This window comes from Enterobacter cloacae complex sp. FDA-CDC-AR_0164, assembly GCF_003071645.1.
In the GTDB taxonomy this organism is placed as follows: Bacteria; Pseudomonadota; Gammaproteobacteria; order Enterobacterales; family Enterobacteriaceae; genus Enterobacter; species Enterobacter ludwigii.
Map to the genome: position 1 here is coordinate 3069463 of NZ_CP028950.1, position 23058 is coordinate 3092520.

18 protein-coding genes are annotated in these 23058 nt (G+C 56.9%); 4 read left to right on the forward strand and 14 right to left on the reverse strand.

All coding sequences use genetic code 11. The annotated features are described in order from the left end of the window. Position 1: 1 nt before the first annotated feature. The 3 genes from thiM to AM410_RS15070 are packed head-to-tail and all read left to right on the forward strand — an operon-like array spanning position 2 to position 2358. On the forward strand, positions 2–772 hold the full coding sequence (gene thiM / locus AM410_RS15060; RefSeq protein ID WP_108648016.1) for a hydroxyethylthiazole kinase: 771 nt from the start codon (positions 2–4) through the stop codon (positions 770–772). Further along, positions 769–1569 carry a bifunctional hydroxymethylpyrimidine kinase/phosphomethylpyrimidine kinase gene (thiD, locus tag AM410_RS15065; protein ID WP_108648017.1) on the forward strand — a complete coding sequence of 267 codons (801 nt, stop codon included), beginning with the start codon at positions 769–771 and terminating at the stop codon, positions 1567–1569. The genes thiM and thiD overlap by 4 nt, the downstream gene beginning before the upstream one ends. Before the next feature lie 42 nt (positions 1570–1611). After that, positions 1612–2358 (forward strand): GntR family transcriptional regulator, encoded by a 747-nt coding sequence (locus AM410_RS15070; RefSeq protein WP_014170861.1) that lies wholly within the window; start codon positions 1612–1614, stop codon positions 2356–2358. On the opposite strand, the gene AM410_RS15075 is transcribed toward AM410_RS15070, so the two are convergent. Genes AM410_RS15075 through AM410_RS15085 form a run of 3 tightly spaced genes read right to left on the reverse strand, consistent with a single transcriptional unit; the run spans position 2332 to position 5560 of the window. Further along, positions 2332–3285 carry a PfkB family carbohydrate kinase gene (locus tag AM410_RS15075; protein WP_073396135.1) on the reverse strand — a complete coding sequence of 318 codons (954 nt, stop codon included), beginning with the start codon at positions 3283–3285 and terminating at the stop codon, positions 2332–2334. The two genes, AM410_RS15070 and AM410_RS15075, sit on opposite strands and share 27 nt — an antisense overlap. Next, entirely contained in the window at positions 3282–4286 is a 1005-nt protein-coding gene (locus tag AM410_RS15080) for an ADP-ribosylglycohydrolase family protein (protein ID WP_020883237.1), read from the reverse strand. Before AM410_RS15080 ends, AM410_RS15075 begins: the two co-directional genes overlap by 4 nt. Further along, the gene (locus tag AM410_RS15085) at positions 4283–5560 is read right to left on the reverse strand and encodes a nucleoside permease (protein ID WP_025203667.1); all 1278 of its coding nucleotides are present in this window, start codon (positions 5558–5560) and stop codon (positions 4283–4285) included. Before AM410_RS15085 ends, AM410_RS15080 begins: the two co-directional genes overlap by 4 nt. A 251-nt stretch (positions 5561–5811) precedes the next feature. Between AM410_RS15085 and fbaB the strand changes: the two genes are divergently transcribed. Next, on the forward strand, positions 5812–6864 hold the full coding sequence (fbaB, locus tag AM410_RS15090) for a class I fructose-bisphosphate aldolase (RefSeq protein WP_014170857.1): 1053 nt from the start codon (positions 5812–5814) through the stop codon (positions 6862–6864). Between the two features lie 54 nt (positions 6865–6918). Here fbaB and yegS read toward each other — a convergent pair whose 3' ends face one another. From yegS to AM410_RS15145, 11 genes are all read right to left on the reverse strand, one after another. Further along, positions 6919–7818: a lipid kinase YegS gene (gene yegS / locus AM410_RS15095; RefSeq protein ID WP_108648020.1), complete on the reverse strand. Its 900-nt coding sequence runs from the start codon at positions 7816–7818 to the stop codon at positions 6919–6921. A gap of 179 nt (positions 7819–7997) precedes the next feature. Beyond that, positions 7998–8603: a hypothetical protein gene (locus tag AM410_RS15100; RefSeq protein WP_025203670.1), complete on the reverse strand. Its 606-nt coding sequence runs from the start codon at positions 8601–8603 to the stop codon at positions 7998–8000. A gap of 7 nt (positions 8604–8610) precedes the next feature. After that, the gene (locus tag AM410_RS23975; RefSeq protein ID WP_047742873.1) at positions 8611–9576 is read right to left on the reverse strand and encodes a hypothetical protein; all 966 of its coding nucleotides are present in this window, start codon (positions 9574–9576) and stop codon (positions 8611–8613) included. A 417-nt stretch (positions 9577–9993) separates the two neighbouring features. Further along, on the reverse strand, positions 9994–11355 hold the full coding sequence (trhP, locus tag AM410_RS15110) for a prephenate-dependent tRNA uridine(34) hydroxylase TrhP (RefSeq protein WP_014170855.1): 1362 nt from the start codon (positions 11353–11355) through the stop codon (positions 9994–9996). 154 nt (positions 11356–11509) lie between these two features. Then, positions 11510–11842 (reverse strand): YegP family protein, encoded by a 333-nt coding sequence (locus tag AM410_RS15115; RefSeq protein WP_014170853.1) that lies wholly within the window; start codon positions 11840–11842, stop codon positions 11510–11512. Positions 11843–11977: 135 nt separating this feature from the next. Next, complete coding sequence (gene baeR / locus AM410_RS15120; RefSeq protein ID WP_014170852.1) at positions 11978–12700, reverse strand: two-component system response regulator BaeR; 723 nt, start codon at positions 12698–12700, stop codon at positions 11978–11980. Further along, a complete protein-coding gene (baeS, locus tag AM410_RS15125) occupies positions 12697–14100 on the reverse strand; it encodes a two-component system sensor histidine kinase BaeS (RefSeq protein ID WP_020883244.1) in 1404 nt (467 codons plus the stop codon). The genes baeR and baeS overlap by 4 nt, the downstream gene beginning before the upstream one ends. Continuing rightward, positions 14097–15512, reverse strand: coding sequence for an MFS transporter (locus AM410_RS15130; protein WP_014170850.1), 1416 nt, complete (start codon positions 15510–15512; stop codon positions 14097–14099). The genes baeS and AM410_RS15130 overlap by 4 nt, the downstream gene beginning before the upstream one ends. Further along, positions 15513–18590: a multidrug efflux RND transporter permease subunit MdtC gene (mdtC, locus tag AM410_RS15135; RefSeq protein WP_073396134.1), complete on the reverse strand. Its 3078-nt coding sequence runs from the start codon at positions 18588–18590 to the stop codon at positions 15513–15515. Then, entirely contained in the window at positions 18591–21713 is a 3123-nt protein-coding gene (locus tag AM410_RS15140) for an MdtB/MuxB family multidrug efflux RND transporter permease subunit (protein WP_073396132.1), read from the reverse strand. Continuing rightward, the gene (locus tag AM410_RS15145) at positions 21713–22921 is read right to left on the reverse strand and encodes an MdtA/MuxA family multidrug efflux RND transporter periplasmic adaptor subunit (RefSeq protein ID WP_020883246.1); all 1209 of its coding nucleotides are present in this window, start codon (positions 22919–22921) and stop codon (positions 21713–21715) included. The genes AM410_RS15140 and AM410_RS15145 overlap by 1 nt, the downstream gene beginning before the upstream one ends. Positions 22922–23058: the final 137 nt, after the last annotated feature.

A 23058-nucleotide genomic window follows, 5' to 3' on the forward strand; every position in this document is an offset into this window, starting at 1 on the left:
CATGCAGCCTGACCTGCTCGATTTACACGTTTTACATCAGTTTCGAACCCGTTCCCCGCTTACCCACTGTATGACCAACGATGTGGTACAGACCTTTACGGCCAATGTGTTACTGGCGCTTGGCGCTTCTCCGGCTATGGTGATTGAAGCCGAAGAGGCCGAGCAGTTTGCCGCGCTCGCAGATGCCCTGCTGATTAACGTCGGGACGCTGACGGCGCCGCGCGCCCAGGCGATGCGCCGGGCGATTGAGCGTGCAGTGGCAGCAGGGAAACCCTGGACGCTTGACCCGGTTGCCGTAGGGGCGCTGACGTTCCGCACCCGTTTTTGCCACCAAATCCTCGCCCTGAAACCGGCGGCCATTCGCGGCAATGCCTCGGAAATTCTCGCCCTTGCCGGGATGAGTGCGGGCGGGCGCGGCGTCGATACCACCGACACGGCGGCGGCTGCGCTGCCTGCCGCGCAGGCGCTGGCTCGCCAGACGAATGCCATTGTGGTGGTCACCGGTGAACGGGATTACGTCACCGACGGGCAGCGCACCCGCACGGTAGTGGGCGGTGACCCGATGATGACCCGCGTGGTGGGAACGGGATGCGCGCTCTCGGCAGTCGTGGCGGCGAGCTGCTCGCTTCCCGGTGACCGGCTGGATAACATCGCCGCCGCCTGCGGATGGATGAAACGTGCCGGATCGGCAGCCGTCGCCCGGTCCGGTGGTCCCGGCAGTTTTGCCAGCGCGTTCCTCGACGCGCTCTACACTCTGGAGGAACGGGTATGAAACGGATTAACGCCCTTACCATTGCCGGTACCGACCCAAGCGGCGGCGCGGGCATTCAGGCTGATTTGAAAACGTTCTCCGCACTCGGCGCATACGGCTGCTCGGTGATTACCGCGCTGGTGGCGCAAAATACGCGTGGCGTGCAGTCGGTTTACCGCATTGAGCCGGACTTTGTCGCCGCACAGCTGGATTCGGTTTTCAGCGATGTGCGAATCGACACCACCAAGATTGGGATGCTGGCCGAGACCGACATTGTTGAAGCGGTGGCAGAACGGCTTAAACGTTATCAGGTGCAAAACGTGGTGCTGGATACCGTGATGCTGGCAAAAAGCGGTGACCCGCTGCTGTCCGCCTCCGCCGTCGAGACGCTGCGAAATAAACTGCTGCCGCAGGTGGCGCTTATCACGCCTAATCTGCCTGAAGCCGCTGCGCTGCTGGATGCGCCGCACGCGCAGAATGAGCGCGAAATGAAAGAGCAGGGGAATGCGCTCCTGGCGATGGGCTGCGGCGCCGTGCTGATGAAAGGCGGTCATCTTGATGATGAAGAAAGCCCTGACTGGTTGTTTACCCACGACGGTGCGCTGCGTTTCACGGCCGCGCGGGTACAGACCAAAAACACCCACGGGACCGGCTGCACGCTCTCTGCTGCGCTGGCGGCTTTGCGCCCCCGTCGTGACAACTGGGGGGATACGGTCCGCGACGCTAAAATCTGGCTCTCCGAAGCGCTGGCAAAAGCCGATACTCTCGAGGTTGGTCACGGTATTGGTCCGGTACACCATTTTCATGCCTGGTGGTAAGCCGTATACTGGCAACACACACCAGGCCTGAGAAAAACAGAGATGGAACAAGCGCATACCCGGTTAATCGACCAACTGAATGAACGCATTGCCGCCCCGGACAACACGCCGCTGTATCTGAAATTTGCCGAAACGGTAAAAAACGCGGTACGCAACGGGGTGCTGGAGCATGGGAATATACTGCCCGGCGAGCGCGATCTCAGTCAGTTAACCGGCGTGTCGCGCATTACCGTGCGCAAAGCGATGCAGGCTCTGGAAGCCGAGGGCGTAGTGACGCGTGCCCGCGGCTACGGGACGCAAATCAATAACATCTTTGAATACTCGCTCAAGGAAGCGCGCGGTTTTTCTCAGCAGGTGGTGCTGCGCGGCAAAAAACCCAACACGCTGTGGGTGAATAAACGGGTGGTGAAATGCCCGGAAGAGGTGGCCAGCCAGCTGTCAGTGCCGCCGGAGAGCGAGGTCTTTTTGCTTAAGCGCATCCGCTATGTGGATGATGACGCCGTATCGATTGAGGAGTCCTGGGTGCCGGTAGGGTTGATTCACGATCCGGATGCAATTGGGATTTCCCTGTATGACTACTTCCGAAGCCAGAATATCTTCCCGCAACGCACCCGCTCACGCGTCAGTGCCCGCATGCCGGACAGCGAGTTTCAGACGCATATCCGCATGGATGACAAAATCCCGGTGCTGGTGATCAAGCAGGTTGCACTTGATCAGCAGAACCGGCCCATTGAGTTCAGCATCAGCTACTGCCGTAGCGATTTATACGTCTTTGTGTGCGAGGAGTAACGCCTCGCGCCCTGGCGCACAGTCGCCGCCGCGGTGGCTAACGACCCAGGCCGCCACTGCATTGCCAAGCGTAACGGCATCAGCCAGCGACCATCCTGCCGCCAGCCCGGCAAGCGTGCCACCGGCGTGGCTGTCGCCCGCACCGATCGTGTCGACGACGGTTGCGGGAAACGCCGGAACGTAGCCCGATTTATCACCCTCAAACCAGGCGGCACCGTCTTTATCGTGGCGAATAATCAGCGCCGAACCAAAACGCTGTAGCCACTGCGGACCGAGTGTTTCAGCTTCCATGCCAAATCGTCCCGCTGCCATCTCCGCTTCCTGGCGATTAAGCGATACCATCGGCTTACAGGCCATGATCCGCGCCATCAGCGCATCAGGAATATCGGCAATGCGCGGCCCAAAGTCGATAAACGCGGTAACGTTTTCCAGGCCTTCCAGCCAGGCCGTCAGGAGCTCTCCGCACGGTGACGCCAGCTGATAGCCTGAGAGGTAGACCAGGCTTTCAGGCGGCACGTTCAGCGCATCCAGCCAGCGCTGTTGCCACTGGTTCTCCACGCCGCTAAACGACATAAAGGTCCGCTCACCGTCCGGTTCGACCAGCGCCAGACACCAGCCGTTGTCGCCCGTTTCTACTTCGACGACGCTGTGCAGATCCTGTTTGGCCATGGCGTTACGGATGATGTCTGCCCACACTCCGTGACCGACGGGGAGCGCGTTTTGCGCGGCGATCCCGAGCCGTTTCAGCGCAATAGCAATATTCAGCGCACAGCCGCCGATATTGACACCCTGTTGTTTAAGTTCGATATCACACCCGCGCCAGGGCAGGGCATAGGCGTCGGCGATCACGTCGATGACCGCGGCACCCAACACCGTGACCGGGCGAGTGGCGTGCAGTGTTTCAAGGCGTGCAGCAAAAGCACTCATACGCCCTCCCTTTGCTCCCGGAAGTGCAGCAGTTTTTCACAATAGTGATTAAAGTCGAGGCGGTTTACGGCGTCGAGTTCCTCCTTGTAGGCCGGGTCAATCGCCTGTACGCCGTGAAGCGCACCGCAGATTGCCGTCGCCATCGCGCCGATGGTGTCCGTATCACCGCCGAGGTTGGCGCACAAAATGGCGCAGCGGTTCGGGTCGGTGCCTGCCAGTTCGACCATCGCAATCGCCGCTGGAACCGACTCAAGCGTGCTGGTGCCCGCGCCAATAAGCTGGTAAACCTGCTCGCTGGCGGAATCGATGCCGTTGGCTTCACGCACGGTCTTAAGGGCGAGCTCAATCCGTGCCGCCAGCGATGCGCTGAAGGTGGTTGTTTTCGCTTCTTGTGCGTAGCGGGCAATGCCTGGCAGGGCATCGACGATGTTCTGCCAGCGTTCACCGTCAATGGCACGCGACACTGCCCAGGCTATCACCACCGCGCCGGCAATCGCGAGGTCGGATTTATGGGTCGGGCTGGAGGCCAGCGCCACCTCTGCGACAAAGTGCTCCAGACGCGTGGCCGGCAGCAGGCAGCCCAGCGGAGAGGCGCGCATCGCCGCACCGTTGGTGACGCCGTTGTTTTCCAGTTCACTGACCGGCTTGCCGTCACGAATGGCGTTAAGCGCAATCTTCGATGTCGGGCCTAACACATTCTTGTTAAACGCATCGAACGATTCCGCCCAGTGCAGAATATGTTTGCCGATAACATCTGCGTTGATCTGCCCGTCGCATTCGATAATCGCATCCGCCAGGCATAACGCCATTGACGTATCGTCGGTGAATTCTGCCTGCTTAAAATAGCAGGCGGCGTTATTTTCAGCCGGTCCGGGTAAAAAACGGTCGATCCAGCCGAAGTGCGCTTTGACGCGCTTTCTCGGCCAAAGCTCCGACGGCATGCCCATCGCATCCCCTAACGCTTGCCCGTAAAGGGCACCGAGAACACGTTCTTGTTTCATTTAACTTCCCCTCGTGTCAGCGCGGTATCGCCTTCAACCACCTCAATTGCGGTGATCTCTTTGTCCGATTCGCGGAAAAACAGCATAAACAGCACGGCGATCACGGCAATCATGATCCCTCCGAATGCCCACATTCCGGCCCAGTTGAAGGTCAACCCATTCACCGGCTCTTTGTATGCGAACATTTTTTCCATCATCACGCCGCCCAGGCGGTAACCTAACAGGCTACCAAACCCCTGACAGCACAGCGTAATCAGGCCTTGTGCGGCGGTGCGCATATGCACCGGCGCTTTTTTATCCACGTAGATATACGCGGTCACATAGTAGAAGTCGTAGCTCACGCCATGCAGCAGAATGCCGAGGAACAGCAGGGCATAGGTGAAGTACTGATCGGCACCACCGTAAACAAAGAAGCCATAGCGGATGGCGGCGGTGAGCAGGCCCAGCAGCAAGACCTTCTTAATACCAAAGCGTTTGGTGAAGAACGGCAGCGCCAGCATAAAGAAGATTTCGGAGAACTGGCCGAGCGTCATCCAGCCAGTGGCGTTTTTCATCCCCACTTCGGTGAGATAGCCGTTAGCAAAGATGTAATAGAAGGCCAGCGGCATCGCGAACAGGAATGAGCAGAAGAAGAACACCAGGAAGTTTTTATCGCGCAGCAGGATCAGCGCATCCAGCCCCAGCATGACTTTGAAATCCATCTTGCCGGTACTCTTCGGCGGGGTGTTCGGCAGGAACAGCGCAAAGACACCGAGCAGGGCGGAGCTGCCCGCCGTCATCAGCAGCGGAATATTGGTATCGGAAATGTCGTTATAGCCCATCATCTGCGGCAGGAAACCGCACGCCAGTCCTGAGGCGATCCAGCCGAGGGTGCCCATCACGCGGATACGCGGGAAATCAGCCTCCACATCATCCACATTGGCGAAGGCAATACTGTTGGTCAGCGCAATGGTCGGCATATAGGTCAGGGAGTAAACCAGCAGCAGCGGGAAAAAGGTGCTGAACTGGGTTTGCTGTGCGGCGAAGTACATCACGATGGCACCGGCGAACATCAGTACGGCCAGTACTTTCTGCGCAGCGAAAAAGCGGTCGGTCAGTGAACCCACCAGAATGGGGGAGAGGATCGCGGCAATCGCGGTACAGGCATAAGACCAGCCAATTTCCCCGGCGGTAAAACCGCTTTTGCTCAGCCATAACCACAGCGGTACAAACCACGCGCCCCAGATAAACCATTCAACAAACATCATGAATGACAGTTGGACTTTCGTTTTCATTGTTTAATCCTGCATGTCAGAGAGGGTACGCCTTTAACATACCACTTAATAATACCTTTTAAATACCTTTGCGGTGATTGTTTGATCAATGTAACAGTTTTGTTGTACACGAATCGAGCCAGCAGATTGTGCTGAAAAAAAATGCAAATGGTGGAAAATCTGTTAAGTCGGTACCAGGCTTAGTCTGCCCATAACGCTATGGGTCTGGATAAACACTCACCGACATCACGTCGGGCTTACGGGAGCATCACATGACTGATATTGCGCAGTTGCTTGGCAAAGACGCCGACAGCCTTTTACAGCATCGTTGTATGACCATTCCAGCCGACCAGCTTTATCTGCCTGGCCACGATTACGTCGACCGCGTGATGGTTGATAACAACCGTCCGCCTGCGGTACTGCGAAATATGCAGACCCTCTATAATACCGGGCGACTGGGGGGAACCGGGTATCTTTCTATTCTGCCGGTTGACCAGGGCGTTGAGCACTCCGCGGGCGCCTCCTTTGCGGCGAACCCGCTGTATTTCGATCCGAAGAACATCGTCGAACTGGCGATAGAAGCGGGCTGTAACTGCGTGGCGTCCACCTATGGCGTACTGGCCTCCGTATCGCGTCGCTATGCCCACCGCATTCCATTCCTCGTCAAACTGAATCACAACGAAACCCTGAGCTACCCGACCGAATACGATCAGACGCTTTACGCCAGCGTAGAGCAGGCGTTCAATATGGGTGCAGTAGCGGTCGGGGCGACGATCTACTTTGGTTCTGAGCAGTCACGTCGCCAGATTGAAGAAATTTCTGCTGCCTTCGAACGCGCGCATGAGCTGGGTATGGTCACCGTTCTGTGGGCGTATCTGCGTAACTCCGCATTTAAGAAAGACGGAGTGGACTACCACGTTTCTGCCGACCTGACCGGCCAGGCGAACCATCTGGCGGCAACCATTGGCGCGGATATTGTGAAGCAGAAGATGGCGGAAAATAACGGCGGTTATAAAGCGGTAAACTTCGGTTACACCGATGACCGGGTCTACAGCAAACTGACCAGCGAAAACCCTATCGACCTGGTGCGTTATCAGCTGGCGAACTGCTATATGGGACGTGCCGGGTTAATTAACTCCGGTGGTGCGGCGGGTGGCGACACCGATCTCTCCGACGCGGTGCGCACGGCGGTTATCAATAAGCGCGCGGGCGGTATGGGGCTGATCCTGGGCCGTAAGGCGTTTAAAAAATCGATGGCGGACGGCGTGAAGCTGATCAATGCCGTGCAGGATGTGTACCTGGACAGCAAAGTGACTATCGCTTAAGACTTTTTGTAAAACGCTGGCCGGGTCAGGCGTTACCGCCGCCCGGCCACACTGTCAACGCAGAAGCTGGCAGTCCGGTGGCAGCCGGCACTGTAGCGCACCCGGTAACACCTCAATGCGGAACTGCTTTCCGCTCAGCGGCTCCCCGTCAAGATTAAACGTCATGCCGTGTGGGGCATTCACTTCAAACCACGCGGATTTACCGGCAATAATATTCGGGCTCTCTTCTGCCTGGGTCAGGGTGGTAAATAGCGCAGGCAGCAGGCCATCACCCGTGAAAATACGCAGCTGTAACTGACCATCATTGATCAGCGCCTCCGGGCATAACTGCTGTCCGCCACCGGCCTGACGGCCATTGCCGATACCAATCACCAGCGCATCACCCTGCCACTGAAAGTTCTCGCCGTGAATCTCACAGCGGTCCGGCTTCAGGGTATCCATGCGCATCAGGCCGTGGATCAGATACGAGACGCCGCCCAGCGCTGCCTTCAGCTTTTCAGGGGTTTCGCTGGTAATGCGCGTCCCGAATCCACCGGTCGCCATATTGATAAAACAGGTTTTTTCATTCACCTGAGCAATATCCACGGCGGTGGCTTTGCCGAGGATAGCCAGCTGCAGGGCTTTTCCCAGCTCTTCGGGGATTCCGGCGCTAGTGGCGAAATCGTTGGCCGTACCGAGCGGCAAAATGCCCATCACCGGGCGGTCGGTTGCGGGAAGATCTATCAGAGCGCCGGCAATTTCATTAATGGTGCCATCGCCCCCGCCAGAAATAATGGTTTCGACCCCGAGCTTCAGGCCTTCGTCGATATAGCGTGCCGCATCACCTTTTTCCCACGTCACTCGCACGTGTATACGCGCACCGTCTTCACGCAAATCCGTCACCGCCTGGCGCAACAAATCGTTGCCCGCACTTTTGCCATTGAGAATCAATAAACTGTCTGGATAGATTGCCATCCGCGCTGCTCCCTTTTTTAGCGTTAGTAAGAGTGTATAGCAGGGAGGAAAAAAGCGGGTAAGAACAGGATGAAAGGCAAAAAATAAGCCTGTGTAAAGGAGATTTTCCCTCGTATAACGTAATCTGTGCCCGGTGTCGTTTACACTTTTTACGTCTGCCAATCACTGGGCTATTGCACTCAACGTTTGAGTCGCGACATTTGCCTTGTCTCTATTTTCAGCTGTTTACGCCAAATCCGATTATGTAGCGTTAGGGCGATTGAACGGTAAAAGAGTGATGTATTCATCCACACGACATTCATGCAGAAAAATCCCAACCCTAAAAAAGAGGTTATTTGCGGGGTGTAATTCTCAACAGAGCCGAATAAAAGTGAACTCCACGTCCAGATAAAATAAACGATGCTCATCAGTCCAGTCAGCGTGATAACGGAAATATGCGCTTTAAATCCAGCCAAGGACCCCCGAGCAGTCAGAAACATAGTACTCATCGCAATCATGCAATACGCCACTGCTGCAAGAAATACACCCATCATGACTTTAAATTCGGGTAAGCCGAGCAGGCGAAATAGTAATATCCAGACAGAAACTTGTAGCATAGCGTAGCAAAAAATGGCGAGTAACATACTGATAGCCAAGGGAATGCCTGTCATATGTACACCTACAGGAACGCCAAACTGATCTTTTAAGCCATCTTTTAAAGACTCAAGCCGTTGGAGATCGTCAGTCGCCATTTGACTTGTGATCACAGTACTTAATGCCAGGCTCTTCTTGATGTATTTTATCATGCTCAGGTCAATAACTTCCTGTAAATGAAAAAGACTGGATCAAACCAAAAACGTATTTTCCAGATTGTGTAATATTCTGAGGATTCCTGATTGTACCCGAGACCGCACTTCCAACAAAAGCTGAGGAGTTGGAAATGGCATTCAACAGCTCACGCTGTAAGAGCAACTGCAGCGCTTCAGATGGGTAACGTTTAGGGTAAACCCCAGCTTTCATCGCTGCTTTAACACCTGAATTCGAGATGCCGGGATTTCGGATGCGAATAATTTCCTCCGTTAACCTCGTGCGGTCCGCTCGGCTCATTTTTTGTAATAAAGAGAGTAAACTTTCAGACGTCGAGCGATTAAGAAGGCGGTAGGTCAATACCGCGCTTTTTAGACCCGCAGCGGCCCCAGCAAGTGAAATCGCATCCAGAGCGGTATTGGTTGCAGTATACCATTCCTGGGAATCCATCCACGCTACATAGTCATTATGATTCATGGCAATAAGTGACAAGCGGCCAAGCCCGTTCGCACACTGAATTCCTGTTGCCACACCACCGGCGACAATCACGGCAGCAACAGCACCGGAAGAGCCTGCGGTGAGAGGAATGGCCATACCTGCGCCAGCAGCAAGTACGACAGTGAGAATGGCGGCTCCGCAAGAAATTGCCGTAGAACCGATTTCAGTCGCCAATGAAGGTGACTGAATCGTAGTCGTCGTTGCCTGGATGGCACTACTTGAGGAAGCATTTACTTTCGTGATGACTACATGACTTACCGAGCTTTCGTTTGGTGTCGCAATCCGCCTTGAGGGCCTTACTAACCACTGACGCGCACCGTCTGAGTAGATGATCCCAACCTGGCTAAAGTTTCGGCTACAGTCCAGGTGACTGGCAAAATCGTTGAAATTAATATCGCCGCCGGAGGCAAGGCCCAGACTGCGTGCGAGTTCGTAATTCGGAATGTCCTTTGAAAACTGACCGGGGAATGTCATGTCGTCTCTCCGTCCATGTGAAAACGTATTGTGCTAAGAAATCAAGAGTAAAGGGCATGCTATGGTCGGGAATTAGGAATGCTCTGAATAACACTCCCGCCTACCAGATCCAATAATAGTTGTGATGAATATCATAGGTCCGTCCGATTTTCATGAACGGTATTCCGGCATACGTTATCGCGAATACACACCCTTCATATGGTGGGTCTATGCAATTGCATTCTTAATAAGTGGACTGAATTGTACAAAAAAATAAGCCCGCGTAAGGGAGATTACGCAGGCTAAGGAGGTGGTTCCTGGTACAGCTAGCATTTATGGGTTATGTTTTTCAGCGGGGGGATAATACCCGTATTGAACGAAGCGGTATGTGATCCGATTCTAAGAATTATCCCAGCGCGAAAAAATTTCCCTGCTTGATTATTTACTGTGCGGGTTACGGGTACTTTCACCGTTGAAATTACGCATCAGCAGCGCAAACTCCAGCTCCACTTCTTCGGGTACCGGCAGCCAGACGGTATGGCCGTTGCCTGGCGCCACGTCAATTGCTTCGCCTTTACCGTTTTCCAGATGTTCCAGGGTGAAGTTCATGTTGCCCTGCGGGGTCATTAACTCCAGGCTGTCGCCTTTGGTGAATTTGTTCTTGACCGCAACGGCGGCCAGCGCACCTTTGCGCTCACCGGTAAAATCACCGACAAACTGCTGGCGCTCGGAAACGGAATAGCCGTGTTCGTAGTTCTGGTAATCGTCATGGGTGTGACGACGCAGGAAGCCTTCGGTATAACCGCGATGCGCCAGGCCTTCCAGGGTTTCCAGCAGGCTGGTATCGAACGGCTTGCCGGCAGCGGCATCGTCGATGGCTTTACGGTACACCTGAGCAGTACGCGCGCAGTAGTAGTAGGACTTGGTACGGCCTTCAATTTTCAGGGAATGCACGCCCATCTGCGTCAGACGCTCAACGTGCGCAATCGCACGCAGGTCTTTGGAGTTCATGATGTAAGTGCCATGCTCGTCTTCAAAGGCGGTCATGTACTCACCCGGACGTTTGGCCTCTTCAATCATGAACACGCTGTCAGTTGGCGCGCCGATGCCTAAGGTTGGCTCCACGTTGGTCACCGGGATAGGCTCATGTTTGTGGACGATATTGCCGATGTCGTCTTCTTTGCCTTCCTGAACGTTATATTCCCAGCGGCAGGCGTTGGTGCAGGTACCCTGGTTCGGGTCACGCTTGTTGATGTATCCCGAGAGCAGGCAACGACCGGAGTAGGCCATGCACAGCGCGCCGTGAACGAAGATTTCGATTTCCATATCCGGCACCTGCGTGCGGATCTCTTCAATCTCTTCCAGCGAAAGTTCACGAGACAGAATGACGCGGGTCAGCCCCATCTGTTTCCAGAATTTCACCGTTGCCCAGTTAACGGCGTTGGCCTGAACGGAGAGGTGAATATCCATCTCCGGGAAGTTCTCCCGAACCAGCATAATTAAACCCGGGTCCGACATGATCAGCGCGTCCGGTCCCATATCAACCACCGGCTTCAGATCGCGGATGAACGTTTTCAACTTGGCGTTATGCGGCGCAATGTTGACCACCACGTAGAATTTTTTGCCCAGGGCATGTGCTTCGTTAATGCCGAGCTGCAGGTTCTCGTGGTTGAATTCATTGTTACGCACGCGCAGCGAGTAGCGCGGCTGGCCAGCATAGACGGCGTCAGCGCCATAGGCGAAAGCGTAACGCATATTTTGCAGCGTTCCCGCCGGGGAAAGGAGTTCCGGTTTAAACATGTTTGTTCTCGTTCTGATGACAGGTCAGATCCGCATGCACCAGGTGCAGCGGTAAGGGGAGATCCCCCACTTTAAGGGCGGGCATTGTAGCGCTGAGGGACAGGGAGGTAAAGCGCCGGGTCGTACCATCGCTAACCCGGCCGGAGGCGTGTCGTCAGGTATTGTCTTTTACCGTCTGGCTTGAACCGTTAGTTTTGACCGACGCGATGCCTTTATCTCGCGACTGTTCCGAGGCATACATCTGGCTGCTGCCAATAACCTGATGATTCCCGGCCTTCAGATTGAAGTGGAATTTACCGTTGGTGGCCACTTTCTTCTCATAACGTTCATCAGAAGGGCTATTGGTGCGAACGGAGGCGATACCGTTTTCGGCGGAATTTTTGGTGGTGTAAAGCTCACTGGTCAGGATCGTTTCTCCGTTTCCTGCTTTGAGAACAAACCTGAACTGACCATCACTGCTTTTGTTTAACTCGAACCAACCAGACATAGGAACTCCTTGAACGAAGTGGAATTATCTGCACCAGTTATCAATAAGCGAACCGGTAATGTGAGTATGGTTGATTCTTCGTTGCTTTCCAGAAATGAAAAACCCGCCAGCAGGCGGGTTCGGTAAACTAAATGCTCAGGCTATCCTGCAGGCATCCGCTTCCCATCGGTAGCCCACGCCATACACCGCGCGGATAAATGACTGCTCCGCATCGAGCGCTTCCAGCTTGCGGCGCAGGTTTTTAATATGGCTGTCGATGGTACGGTCAGTCACGACGCGGTAATCATCATACAGACGGTTCAGCAGCTGCTCGCGGGAGAAGACCTTCCCCGGCTCGTGGGAGAGGGTTTTCAACAGGCGGAATTCGGCGGGGGTGAGATCCAGCAGCTTGCCGCGCCAGCTCGCCTGGAAGCGGCTTTCATCGACGATAAGTGGGCTTTCCGCGTCCAGTACCTGCAGTTCACGATGGGGCTTGCAGCGGCGCAGAATGGTTTTTACGCGCGCGACCACTTCACGCGGGCTGTATGGCTTGCAGATGTAATCGTCCGCGCCAATTTCGAGGCCCAGCAGGCGGTCGATCTCTTCGATTTTCGCCGTCACCATTACCACCGGCACGTCTGAGAAGCGACGAATTTCCCGGCACAGGGTCAGGCCATCGGTTCCGGGGAGCATCAGATCCAGCAGGATCAGGTCCGGCGGCGTCTGGCGCACATAAGGCAGCACCTGATCGCCATGGCTGATAAGCGTGGGGGCATAGCTTGCCGCGCGTAAATAGTCGATCAGTAACTGCCCGAGCTTCGGCTCGTCTTCGACAATCAAAATGCGTGGCGTGTTTTCGTCAATCGGTAACTCGGTCATGCTTCTCTCGATAAATCCCGTTCCAGAGGTAACTCTACTGTAATGCTTACCCCGCCAAAAGGCGAATGGGCGGCGCGGATCGTGCCATTATGGGCCTCGACGATGTTTACGCAAATCGCCAGTCCCAGACCGGACCCGCCGCTGGCGCGATTGCGGGAGCCTTCGGTGCGATAAAATCGCTCAAACAGTTTTTCCAGCTGTGCATCCTGCACGCCGGGGGCGGAATCCGCAAAAGTCAGGGCAAAATGCCCGTTTTCTTGTTTGCCGGAAATATGCAGGCCACCGCCGCTGTCGGTGTAGCGCAGGCTATTTTCCAGCAGATTGTTGAACAGCTGCATCAGGCGATCTTTGTCGCCAAACACCACGGCGCTGTCAGGCAGTGAGAGATCGATTTTCAGGTTGCGGCTGGCGAAACGTTCGCGGAAGGCACCGCTTACCACCTCCAGCACGTTTATCACATCGACGGGCGCTTTCTGATAGGCCAGCGCGCCTTCGTCTGACATGGAGAGCTGGTGGAGATCATCGACCAGTTTGGTCAGCGTGCCCACTTCCGCCTGCAGCGAGGCCACCGATTCGGGAGTGAACTGACGCACGCCGTCCTGAATAGCTTCCAGCTCGCCGCGCAGCACCGCCAGCGGCGTGCGGAGTTCATGGGAAATATCAGCCATAAAATCGCGTCGCATCTGCTGGTTTTTTTCCAGGGTGCTGGCGAGCTGGTTAAAGTCCTGCGCCAGCTTGCCGAGTTCGTCCTGGCTACGGGTATCGACGCGGGTGGAGAAATCCCCGGCGGCCAGCTTATGCGTCCCTTCCACCAGCCGTTTAACCGGCGCGAGCAGGCCACGGGCCAGCGGGAAGGTCGCGAGCGCGGCCAGCAGGGTGGAGAGCGCGACAATCAACCAGCTGGTGCGGCGCTGCTGACGATCAAAGTTGATATCGGTGTTACGCGTCAGGCGTTCAACCGGCGAGGCGATCACCCAGCCGACGGTGGCGTTATTCACTGTGATCGCCCGCTTTGTGCCATCCGGCGGAATGGGCGCGCGCGGGCCAACCAGTACGCGCATATCCTGGTCTATCACCCAGAACTGGGTGCGCCAGCCGTGCGGCGGCATCCCGGGCCCCGGGCGATCGTCACCGGTATCATGCTCAAGCGAGCGCAGGATCTGGAATACGAAGCGGTCGTTATTGCGCAGAAAACGCCAGTTACCGTGCAGGGCATACTGATCGCTCAGCGCATCGCTCAGCCCCTGTAAACGCTGTTCATTACCATGCTTGATGTAATCAATAAAACCCCGTTCGAAACTGACCCGCACGGCCCAGTGCATGGTGACCAGCAGCACGATACAGGTGGCAAATATCGCCACAAAGAGTTTACCGGTAATGCCCGGACGCCAGAATTTCATGGTGCACTCCTTTTGCCGTGTCGGATAACGACGTTCTTACGGGTATCATCCGGCACTCTGGCGAAGATGAACGCGGGCAGGGCGATAATCACCGCCATGCTGAGATAGGTATACAAAAAGACCTGATGGGCGACCGGCGTGTCGACGCTGAGATGATGCTGTCCGTACATGCCGAGCAGTAAACCGGCAAGGGTCACCCCTACGCTCATGGAGAGCTGCATGATCATCGACAGCAGGCTGTTTCCGCTGCTCGCCAGGTCATCCGGGAGTGCTTTTAACGTCAGGGTATTCATTGATGAAAAGCGCACAGAGTTAATTATGCCCTGGCAGAACAACACCAGCGGCAGCGCGTAGTACCAGCCCAGCAGCGCCACGGCCATAAACAGCAGGCTCACCAGGGCTAACCCAAGCGTCGCGGCGACCAGGACGTGGCGATAACCAAAACGGTTAACCACCTGCACCACGATGCGTTTCATTCCCATGCTGCCAAGTACCATCGGGATCATCATCAAGCCGGCGTGAAACGGTGAAAATCCCATTCCAATCTGCAAAAAGACTGGCGTCATAAAGGGCAACATGCCGCTGCCGACGCGCCCGGCAAAGCTCCCGAACAGGCCCAGACGATAGGTAGGGTTTTTAAACAGATCGAGCGTGAACAACGCGCTCTCGTTACCTCTGGCATGCCAGAGATACCACAGGATAGCGGTAATGCCGAGCGCCACCAGAAGGCCAAGCGTAAGGGCGGAAATCCCGAGGCCTTTTTGGCCATCAAGCGCGAGGGTGAGCATCGCCATCCCCGCCGCCAGCAGGATAAAACCCAGGAAATCAAAGCGCCGGGTCTGCATGGTGTAGTTAGGCATCAGCATCAGGGTGGCAATCGCGCCGATGATGCCCACCGGCAGGTTGATTAAGAAGATCCAGTGCCAGGAGGCATACTCCACCAGCACTCCGCCCAGCGCCGGGCCAAGCAGCGGGCCGACCTGGCCTGGCAGGGTGACGAAGGTCATCGCGGCCATATACTGCTCGCGGGGCACAATCTTCATCACCGTCAGCCGCCCGACAGGCACCATCATCGCCCCGCCAATGCCCTGTAACGCGCGGGCCATCACCAGTTGATCCAGCGTATTCGCCTGGGCGCAAAACAGCGAGCCTGTGGTAAACAGCACGATGGCGGTGAAAAAGATATTCCGCACGCCCACTTTGTCCGCCAGCCAGCCGCTGGCCGGAAGCATAACGGCCACCGTTAATACATAGGAGACAATCACCATATGCATATGCAGCGGACTCTCCCCCAGGCTTTTTGCCATCGAGGGGAGGGCGGTATTGACGATGGTTGTATCCAGCGACTGCATAAAGAAGCCGAAGGCGACAATCCACAGCTGCCAGCGTACGTGACGTGGGAGGTCGGTCATTTATTCGGTTACCATCGTTCTGTTTTTACGCGAAAAACGCACCCGCAGACGGTCAAAGAACAGATAGACCACCGGCGTGGTGTAGAGCGTCAGCAGCTGGCTCATCACCAGCCCCCCGACAATGGTGATCCCCAGCGGCTGGCGCAATTCTGAGCCGTCACCGCCGGAAATCACCAGCGGCAGCGCGCCAAACAGCGCCGCCAGCGTGGTCATCATGATCGGGCGAAAACGCAGCAGACAGGCCTGGAATATGGCCTCTTCTGGCGTCAGGTTGCCATTTCGCTGGGCGTCCAGCGCGAAGTCCACCATCATGATGGCGTTTTTCTTCACGATGCCAATTAACAGCATGATACCAATCAGCGCAATCAGGCTGAAGGGCGCGCCGAACAGCTCCAGTGCCAGCAGCGCCCCGACGCCCGCCGACGGCAGCGTGGAGAGAATGGTCAGCGGATGGACGTAGCTTTCATAAAGCACGCCCAGCACGATATAGACCGTCGCAATGGCGGCCAGAATCAAAATCACCTGCGAATTCATCGTCTCCTGGAACACCTGCGCGGTACCGGCAAAACTGCCGCGTACCGTGGACGGCACGCCAAGCTGGGTCATCGCACGGTTGATTGCATCGCTGGCCTCAGAGAGGGACGAACCGGCTGGCAGGTTAAAGGAGATGGTCGATGCCGCCGAAAGGCCCTGGTGGTTCACCGACAGCGGCGCGTTCGCCGGCTGCCAGCTGGCAAAGTAAGAGAGCGGGATCGCCTTACCGTCGTTATTAATCACAAACATGTTGTCCAGCGCGCTGATGTCCTGGGTGTAACGCGGGTCCACCTCCATCACCACCTTGTATTGGTTCATGGGCTGGTAGATGGTGGAAATCTCACGCTGGCCGAAGGCATTGTTCAGCAGGCTGTTGGCGGCATCGACGTTAATCCCCAGACGTGACATGGTTTCGCGATTGTAGGTCAGCGCCATTTCTGCGCCGTTGTCCTGCTGATCGGAGTTAACGTCCGCCAGCTGTGGCAGGGCGGCCAGCGCCTTGCGGATCTTAGGCTCCCACTCGCGCAGGGCGGCTAAATCGTCAGAGAGTAACGTGTATTGATAGCTGGCGTTAGCCTGACGCCCGCCGACGCGGATATCCTGAACGGCCATCAAAAACAGATTAGCGCCCGGCTCTTTGGCGAGCTTAACGCGCAGGCGATCGATAACCTGCTGGGCGGTTTCATTGCGCTCGTCACGCGGCTTCAGGGTGATAAACATCATCCCGCTGTTCACCCGCGAACCGCCGGTAAAGCCGGTCACGTTATCTACCGCTTTATCTTCGCGGATGATCTTCATAAAGTCCTGCAGCTTGCCGCGCATGGCCTGAAACGAAATACTCTGGTCTGCCTGGATCCCACCCATCAGCACCCCGGTGTCCTGCTCCGGGAAGAAGGTTTTCGGGATAGTAATGTACATCCAGACGTTGAGCACGATGGTGCCAATCAGCACCAGGCCGACGATGCGCGTATGCCTCAGCACCCACTTCAGGGACTTGCCATAGCTCTCCTGCATCGCCAGCAGGAAGCGACCAAACCCCTTACGGCGCGGCTGAGAGTGGGGCTTGCTGCGTTTTAACATCCAGCCGCACATCATCGGCGTGAGCGTGAGAGACACGATCAATGAAATACCGATGGCGACCGAGAGCGTGACGGCAAATTCCCGTAACAGCCGGCCAGGCAGGCCGCCCATCAGCAGTAACGGCAGGAACACCGCCACCAGCGACAGGCTCATCGACAGTACCGTAAAGCCCACTTCTCGCGTTCCCTGCAGCGCGGCCTGCAGCGGTTTCATCCCCGCCTCCAGATGGCGCGAGATGTTCTCCAGCACCACAATGGCGTCATCCACCACGAAGCCGGTGGCAATCGTCAGCGCCATCAGCGACAGGTTGTTAAGGCTAAATCCGCACAGGTACATCGCCGCGAAGGTCCCGATCAGCGAGACAGGCACTGCCACCGCAGGGATCAGCGTGGCCCGGCCTGAACGCAGAAACAGGAAGACCACCAGAATCACCAGCGCAACGGAGATCACAAGCGTCTGCTCTACCTCTTCAAGCGAGGCGCGAATGGTGGGGGAGCGATCCTGGGCAATCTGCAGATCGATCGCCGCCGGGATGGTCTGCTGGAGTTCCGGCAATCTCGCGCGGATACCGTTCACCGTCTCAATAATATTGGCTTCCGGCAGCTTGCGGATCATCAGCAAAATGGCCGGTTTGGCGTTGGTCATCCCTGCGTTGCGCACGTCCTGCACCGAGTCGGTGACGCTCGCGACATCGCTCAGGCGCACCGCCGCACCGTTGTTGTAGTGAATGATCAGCGGCTGGTATTCCGCAGCGGTTTTCAGCTCATCGTTAGTCTGGATCTGCCAGCGGTGGCTACTGTCCTCAATGGCCCCCTGCGGTTTGCGCACGTTTGCATTGCTGATGGCGGAGCGCACATCGTCCAGTGAAACACCCTGGTTAAACAGCGCCTGCGGGTTTAAGCCCACGCGCACGGCGGGCAGAGAGCTTCCGCCAACGCTGACATCACCCACGCCGTTAATCTGGGCAAGAGTCTGCGCCAGTTGGGTGGAGGCGAAATCGTACAGCTGCCCCTGCGAATAGGTGTCTGAGGTAAGCGTCAGGATCATGATCGGCGCATCGGACGGGTTCGCTTTACGGTATGTCGGACGGCCCGGCATCCCGCTCGGTAGCAGGTTCTGCGCGGCGTTGATCGCCGCCTGCACATCGCGCGCGGCGCCGTTAATATCCCGGTCGAAGCTGAATTCCAGAATGATGCGCGTGCTGCCAAGCGAGCTGCTGGAGGTCATCTCGTTGACCCCGGCAATTCGCCCGAGTGAACGTTCCAGCGGTGTGGCAACCGACGAGGCCATGGTTTCCGGTGATGCACCGGGCAGCGAGGCGCTGACCATGATCACCGGGAAATCCACCTGCGGCAGCGGGGCCACCGGCAGCAGCCGGAAGCCCAGGACGCCGCACAGGGTGATGGCGAGTGAGAGTAAAATCGTCGCCACCGGGCGATAAATGAAGAGGGCGAAAAACTTCATTTACGCCTCCTCTTCACGTTTCGGGAAGCGGCTTTTCGTCCACAGCGCCAGACGGTCAAACAGCAGATAAATGACCGGCGTGGTGAACAGGGTCAGGACCTGGCTTACCAGCAGGCCACCGACCATACCAATCCCCAGCGGACGACGCAGCTCGGCACCAACACCGGTACTGAGCATCAGCGGCAGGGCACCTAGCAGGGCGGCGAGCGTGGTCATCAGGATCGGGCGAAAACGCAGCAGGCAGGCCTGGAAAATTGCCTCGCGCGGCGACATCCCCTGCTCGCGCTCGGCGGCAAGGGCAAAGTCGATCATCATGATGGCGTTTTTCTTCACGATCCCGATAAGCAGGATGATCCCAATGATGGCAATCACGTCCAGCTCGCTCCCCGCCAGCATCAATGCCAGCAGCGCCCCCACGCCCGCCGTTGGCAGGGTGGAGAGGATGGTAATAGGGTGAATAAAGCTTTCATACAGCACACCGAGCACGATATACATCGCCACCACGGCCGCGACAATCAGCCAGATGGTGTTGCCCAGCGCGGCCTGGAACGCCAGCGTGCTGCCCTGGAACTGGGTCTGAATATCAGACGGGAAGTTCAGCGTCTTCTCTGCGGCCAGAATGGACTCCACCGCTTCGCCCAGCGAATAACCGTCCGGTACGTTAAACGAGATGGTGGTGGACGGGAACTGATCCAGATGGTTAATCGACAGCGGTGTGTAGCGCTCTTCCACCGTCGCGATGGCGCTGAGGGGCACGATGCCCCCGTCTTTGCTGGTCAGGCGCACCGAAACGAGCGCGGCCAGTCCGGGCGTGTTTTCCGTGTTGTGTTCCAGCACCACGCGATACTGATTCGCCTGGGTATAGATGGTGGAGATCAGACGCTGACCGAAAGCGTTATACAGCGCGTTATCCACGTCGGCCATGGTGATCCCAAGCCGACTGGCGGTATCACGGTTGACGTTCACATATGCCGCCAGCCCTTTGTCCTGCCAGTCGCTGCTGACGTCCGAGAGCTGCGGCAGGGCGTTGAGTTTATCCACCAGTTGCGGTACCCAGGTGCTGAGTGCATCAAGGGTGGTGGCCTGCAGCGTGAACTGGTACTGGGTACGGCTCACCTGGGTATCGATGGTTAAATCCTGAATTGGCTGGAGGTACAGCTCAATACCCGGGACGCGCGCCACGGCAGTTTGCAGGCGGTCGATTACCGTCTGCACGCGGTCATCGCGATCGTCAAGCGGTTTAAGGTTGATCTGCAGACGGGCACTGTTCAGCGACGGGTTGGTGCCATCGACACCGACATACGAGGTCAGGCTCTCTACTGCCGGATCTTTCATGATGATCTCTGACACCTGCTGCTGACGCTGCGCCATGTTAGCGAAGGAGACCGTCTGCGGTGCCTGAAGCGTGCCCTGGATAATGCCATTGTCCTGAATCGGGAAGAAGCCTTTCGGGATGAAAATCCACAGCATAACGCTGAGCGCCAGCGTACCAAGCGCCACGCCAAGGGTTGCCCATGGATGGTTAAGCACTTTCGCCAGCACCCGTCCGTAAGCGGCAATAATGCGTTCGAACATCCGCTCAGAGGCGCGCGAGAAGCGGTTTTGCTTGCGCAGGGAGGCGTGGCTCAGCATACGGGCGCACATCATTGGCGTGAGGGTCAGTGACACCACGGCGGAAATCAGAATGGCGACGGCCAGCGTCACGGCAAATTCGCGGAACAAACGCCCGACGATATCGCCCATGAACAGCAGCGGGATCAGTACCGCAATCAGTGAGAAGGTGAGGGAGATAATGGTAAAGCCGATCTCGCCCGCTCCTTTCAGCGCCGCGGCTAACGGTTTTTCACCTTTTTCGATATAGCGCGAGATGTTCTCGATAACAACGATAGCGTCATCGACCACAAAGCCGGTGGCAATGGTAAGGGCCATCAGCGTCAGGTTGTTTATCGAAAAATCGAGGAACACCATGACGGCAAATGTTCCCACCAGTGAGAGCGGCACGGCGACGGCAGGAATGAGGGTCGCCGGCACGTTACGCAGGAACAGGTAGATGATCATCACCACCAGCGCAATCGCCAGCATCAGTTCAAACTGGGTGTCAGTCACGGACGCGCGAATATTGGTGGTCCGGTCAGACAGCACTTTCACGCTAACTGACCTGGGCAGGCTTTCAATCAGTTGCGGCAGCATAGTGCGAATGCTGTCTGCGGTTTCAATGATATTGGCACCCGGCTGGCGCTGGACGTTCATCACGATCGCCTGCTGTTTGTTGGCCCAGGCGCCGAGCCAGCTGTTTTCCGCACCTTGCTCAACGGTTGCCACATCGCCCAGACGCACCGGCGCACCGTTCTGGTACGCGACGATCAGCTGTCGATATTCATCCGCGGACTGCATTTGATCGTTCGCCGAGAGGGTCACGGCCCGGGTTGGGCCATCAAGCGAGCCTTTTGCCGAGTTGACGTTGGCGTTACTGATGGCGCTGCGGATAGTTTCGCTGGTGAGGCCCAGCGCGGCGATGGCCTGGGCATTGAGCTTCACGCGCACCGCCGGACGTTGACCGCCGGCAAGCGTAACCAGTCCCACGCCAGAGACCTGTGAAATTTTCTGTGCCACGCGCGTTTCGACCATGTCTTCGACCTGAGTCATCGGCATGGCGGAGGAGGTGACGGCGAGCGTCATGATCGGCGGATCCGCCGGGTTTACTTTGCTGTAGACCGGTGGGTTGGGCAGGTCGGATGGCAGCAGGTTGGTGGCCGCGTTAATCGCGGCCTGTACTTCCTGTTCGGCAACGTCGAGTGAGAGCGTAAGCTGGAACTGCAGCGTCACCACGGAAGCTCCGCCGGAGCTTTGCGAGGACATTTGCTTCAGGCCAGACATCTGACCAAACTGGCGCTCCAGCGGTGCGGTGATGGCCGACGTCACCACATCAGGGCTCGCACCCGGATAAAGGGTGACCACCTGGATGGTGGGATAATCCACTTCCGGCAGCGCCGAGACGGGCAGGAAGCGATAGCCAATAATCCCGGCCAGCAGGATTGCCACCATTAACAGCGTGGTGGCAACAGGGCGCAGAATAAACAGGCGTGAAGGCCCACCTGTAGAGCTCGGTGGCATAACCTGCATCAGGACGTCGCTCCCTGCTTAGCAGGCTGTTGCTGGCCTTCTACCACTTCGACTTTCGCCCCCTCGGTGAGACGATCAATACCGTCGGTAACCACGCGGTCACCTGCGGAAAGGCCGGCGCTGATCACCACCGTCTGGCTGTCCTGAATGCCGGTTTTCACCAGATGCTTGCTGACGTTATTCTCACTGTTAAGCACCCAGACAAAGTTCCCTTCGTTGCCCATCTGCAGCGCCGCCGTTGGGATAACGACCGCATTTTCCTGCGTTGCGACCAGCATCCGCGCATTCACGAACTGATTCGGGAAAAGCGCATCATCCTGATTGTTAAAGCGGGCTTTTAACTTGATGGTGCCGGTGGTGGTGTCAATCTGGTTATCCAGACTGAGCAGGGTGCCTTCGCTCAATTTTTGCTTGTTGGTGCGATCCCAGGCCTCCACAACCAGCCCTTTGCCGGCTTTTTGCGCCTGAACCACGGTTGCGATGTCGCTCTCCGGCAGGGTAAAGACTAAATCGACAGGATGCGTCTGGGTGATGACCACGATACCGGTGGTATCGCCGCTGGAAATCTGGTTGCCAATATCAACCTGCTTCAGACCGACGCGGCCGTCAATCGGGGCGGTGATGCGGCTCCAGTCGAGCTGTAACTGTGCGCTGGCCACGGCGGCTTCGTCAGCTTTAAGGGTGCCCAGCGCTTCGCTGACCAGAGACTGCTGCGTATCCAGTTCCTGACGCGATACCAGGTTGGTTTTCACCAGTTGCTGATAGCGTGCCAAATCGCGTCGGGCGTTCGCGAGCGTGGCCTTGTCTTTCGCGAGCTGGCCCTGCGCCTGCGCGAGGGTGACTTTAAACTGGCTTGGGTCAATTTCCGCCAGTAAGTCCCCGGCTTTAACCTGCTGGCCTTCCTGGAAGTGAAGCGCCATCAGCTGCCCGTCCACACGGCTGCGAACCGTAACGGTGTTGGCGGCGGTAATGGTTCCCAGCCCGGAGAGATAACGGGGCACCGCTTTATTTACCGCAGTAGCCGCCTGAACGGGAGCCAGCGCACCGCCGCGCATGCCGTGACGCCCGCCACTCGCGGGACGCTGTGATGGACTGCTGGCACCTGCGGAAGTGTCAGAAGAGTGATTGTGCCAGAACCAGGCGGCGGCAAGAGCCACCACAATGATGCCAGCGGCGATTGCCCAGCGGGATTTGTTACTGCCTTTCATCGTTATACGTTCTCATCCTGAATACTTCGGGGAATGATACTAGTTTAGTCAGGCAACACGGCAGAAAAATGGAGGAAATATGGAAGACTGTCTGGATTTGTCTGATTGGCAGGGGGAGGGGCGCGGCGTGAGACGGC

What these genes read in the sequence shown, in the direction of transcription:
- AM410_RS15140 (WP_073396132.1), bottom strand. Translation starts at nt 21,713, where the DNA reads ATGCAGGTTATGCCACCGAGCTCTACAGGTGGGCCTTCACGCCTGTTT.
- mdtC (WP_073396134.1), bottom strand. Translation starts at nt 18,590, where the DNA reads ATGAAGTTTTTCGCCCTCTTCATTTATCGCCCGGTGGCGACGATTTTA.
- AM410_RS15075 (WP_073396135.1), bottom strand. Translation starts at nt 3,285, where the DNA reads ATGAGTGCTTTTGCTGCACGCCTTGAAACACTGCACGCCACTCGCCCG.
- baeS (WP_020883244.1), bottom strand. Translation starts at nt 14,100, where the DNA reads ATGAAATTCTGGCGTCCGGGCATTACCGGTAAACTCTTTGTGGCGATA.
- trhP (WP_014170855.1), bottom strand. Translation starts at nt 11,355, where the DNA reads ATGTTTAAACCGGAACTCCTTTCCCCGGCGGGAACGCTGCAAAATATG.
- AM410_RS15070 (WP_014170861.1), top strand. Translation starts at nt 1,612, where the DNA reads ATGGAACAAGCGCATACCCGGTTAATCGACCAACTGAATGAACGCATT.
- baeR (WP_014170852.1), bottom strand. Translation starts at nt 12,700, where the DNA reads ATGACCGAGTTACCGATTGACGAAAACACGCCACGCATTTTGATTGTC.
- AM410_RS15080 (WP_020883237.1), bottom strand. Translation starts at nt 4,286, where the DNA reads ATGAAACAAGAACGTGTTCTCGGTGCCCTTTACGGGCAAGCGTTAGGG.
- AM410_RS15085 (WP_025203667.1), bottom strand. Translation starts at nt 5,560, where the DNA reads ATGAAAACGAAAGTCCAACTGTCATTCATGATGTTTGTTGAATGGTTT.
- AM410_RS15145 (WP_020883246.1), bottom strand. Translation starts at nt 22,921, where the DNA reads ATGAAAGGCAGTAACAAATCCCGCTGGGCAATCGCCGCTGGCATCATT.
- thiM (WP_108648016.1), top strand. Translation starts at nt 2, where the DNA reads ATGCAGCCTGACCTGCTCGATTTACACGTTTTACATCAGTTTCGAACC.
- AM410_RS15100 (WP_025203670.1), bottom strand. Translation starts at nt 8,603, where the DNA reads ATGATAAAATACATCAAGAAGAGCCTGGCATTAAGTACTGTGATCACA.
- AM410_RS15115 (WP_014170853.1), bottom strand. Translation starts at nt 11,842, where the DNA reads ATGTCTGGTTGGTTCGAGTTAAACAAAAGCAGTGATGGTCAGTTCAGG.
- fbaB (WP_014170857.1), top strand. Translation starts at nt 5,812, where the DNA reads ATGACTGATATTGCGCAGTTGCTTGGCAAAGACGCCGACAGCCTTTTA.
- yegS (WP_108648020.1), bottom strand. Translation starts at nt 7,818, where the DNA reads ATGGCAATCTATCCAGACAGTTTATTGATTCTCAATGGCAAAAGTGCG.
- AM410_RS15130 (WP_014170850.1), bottom strand. Translation starts at nt 15,512, where the DNA reads ATGACCGACCTCCCACGTCACGTACGCTGGCAGCTGTGGATTGTCGCC.
- thiD (WP_108648017.1), top strand. Translation starts at nt 769, where the DNA reads ATGAAACGGATTAACGCCCTTACCATTGCCGGTACCGACCCAAGCGGC.
- AM410_RS23975 (WP_047742873.1), bottom strand. Translation starts at nt 9,576, where the DNA reads ATGACATTCCCCGGTCAGTTTTCAAAGGACATTCCGAATTACGAACTC.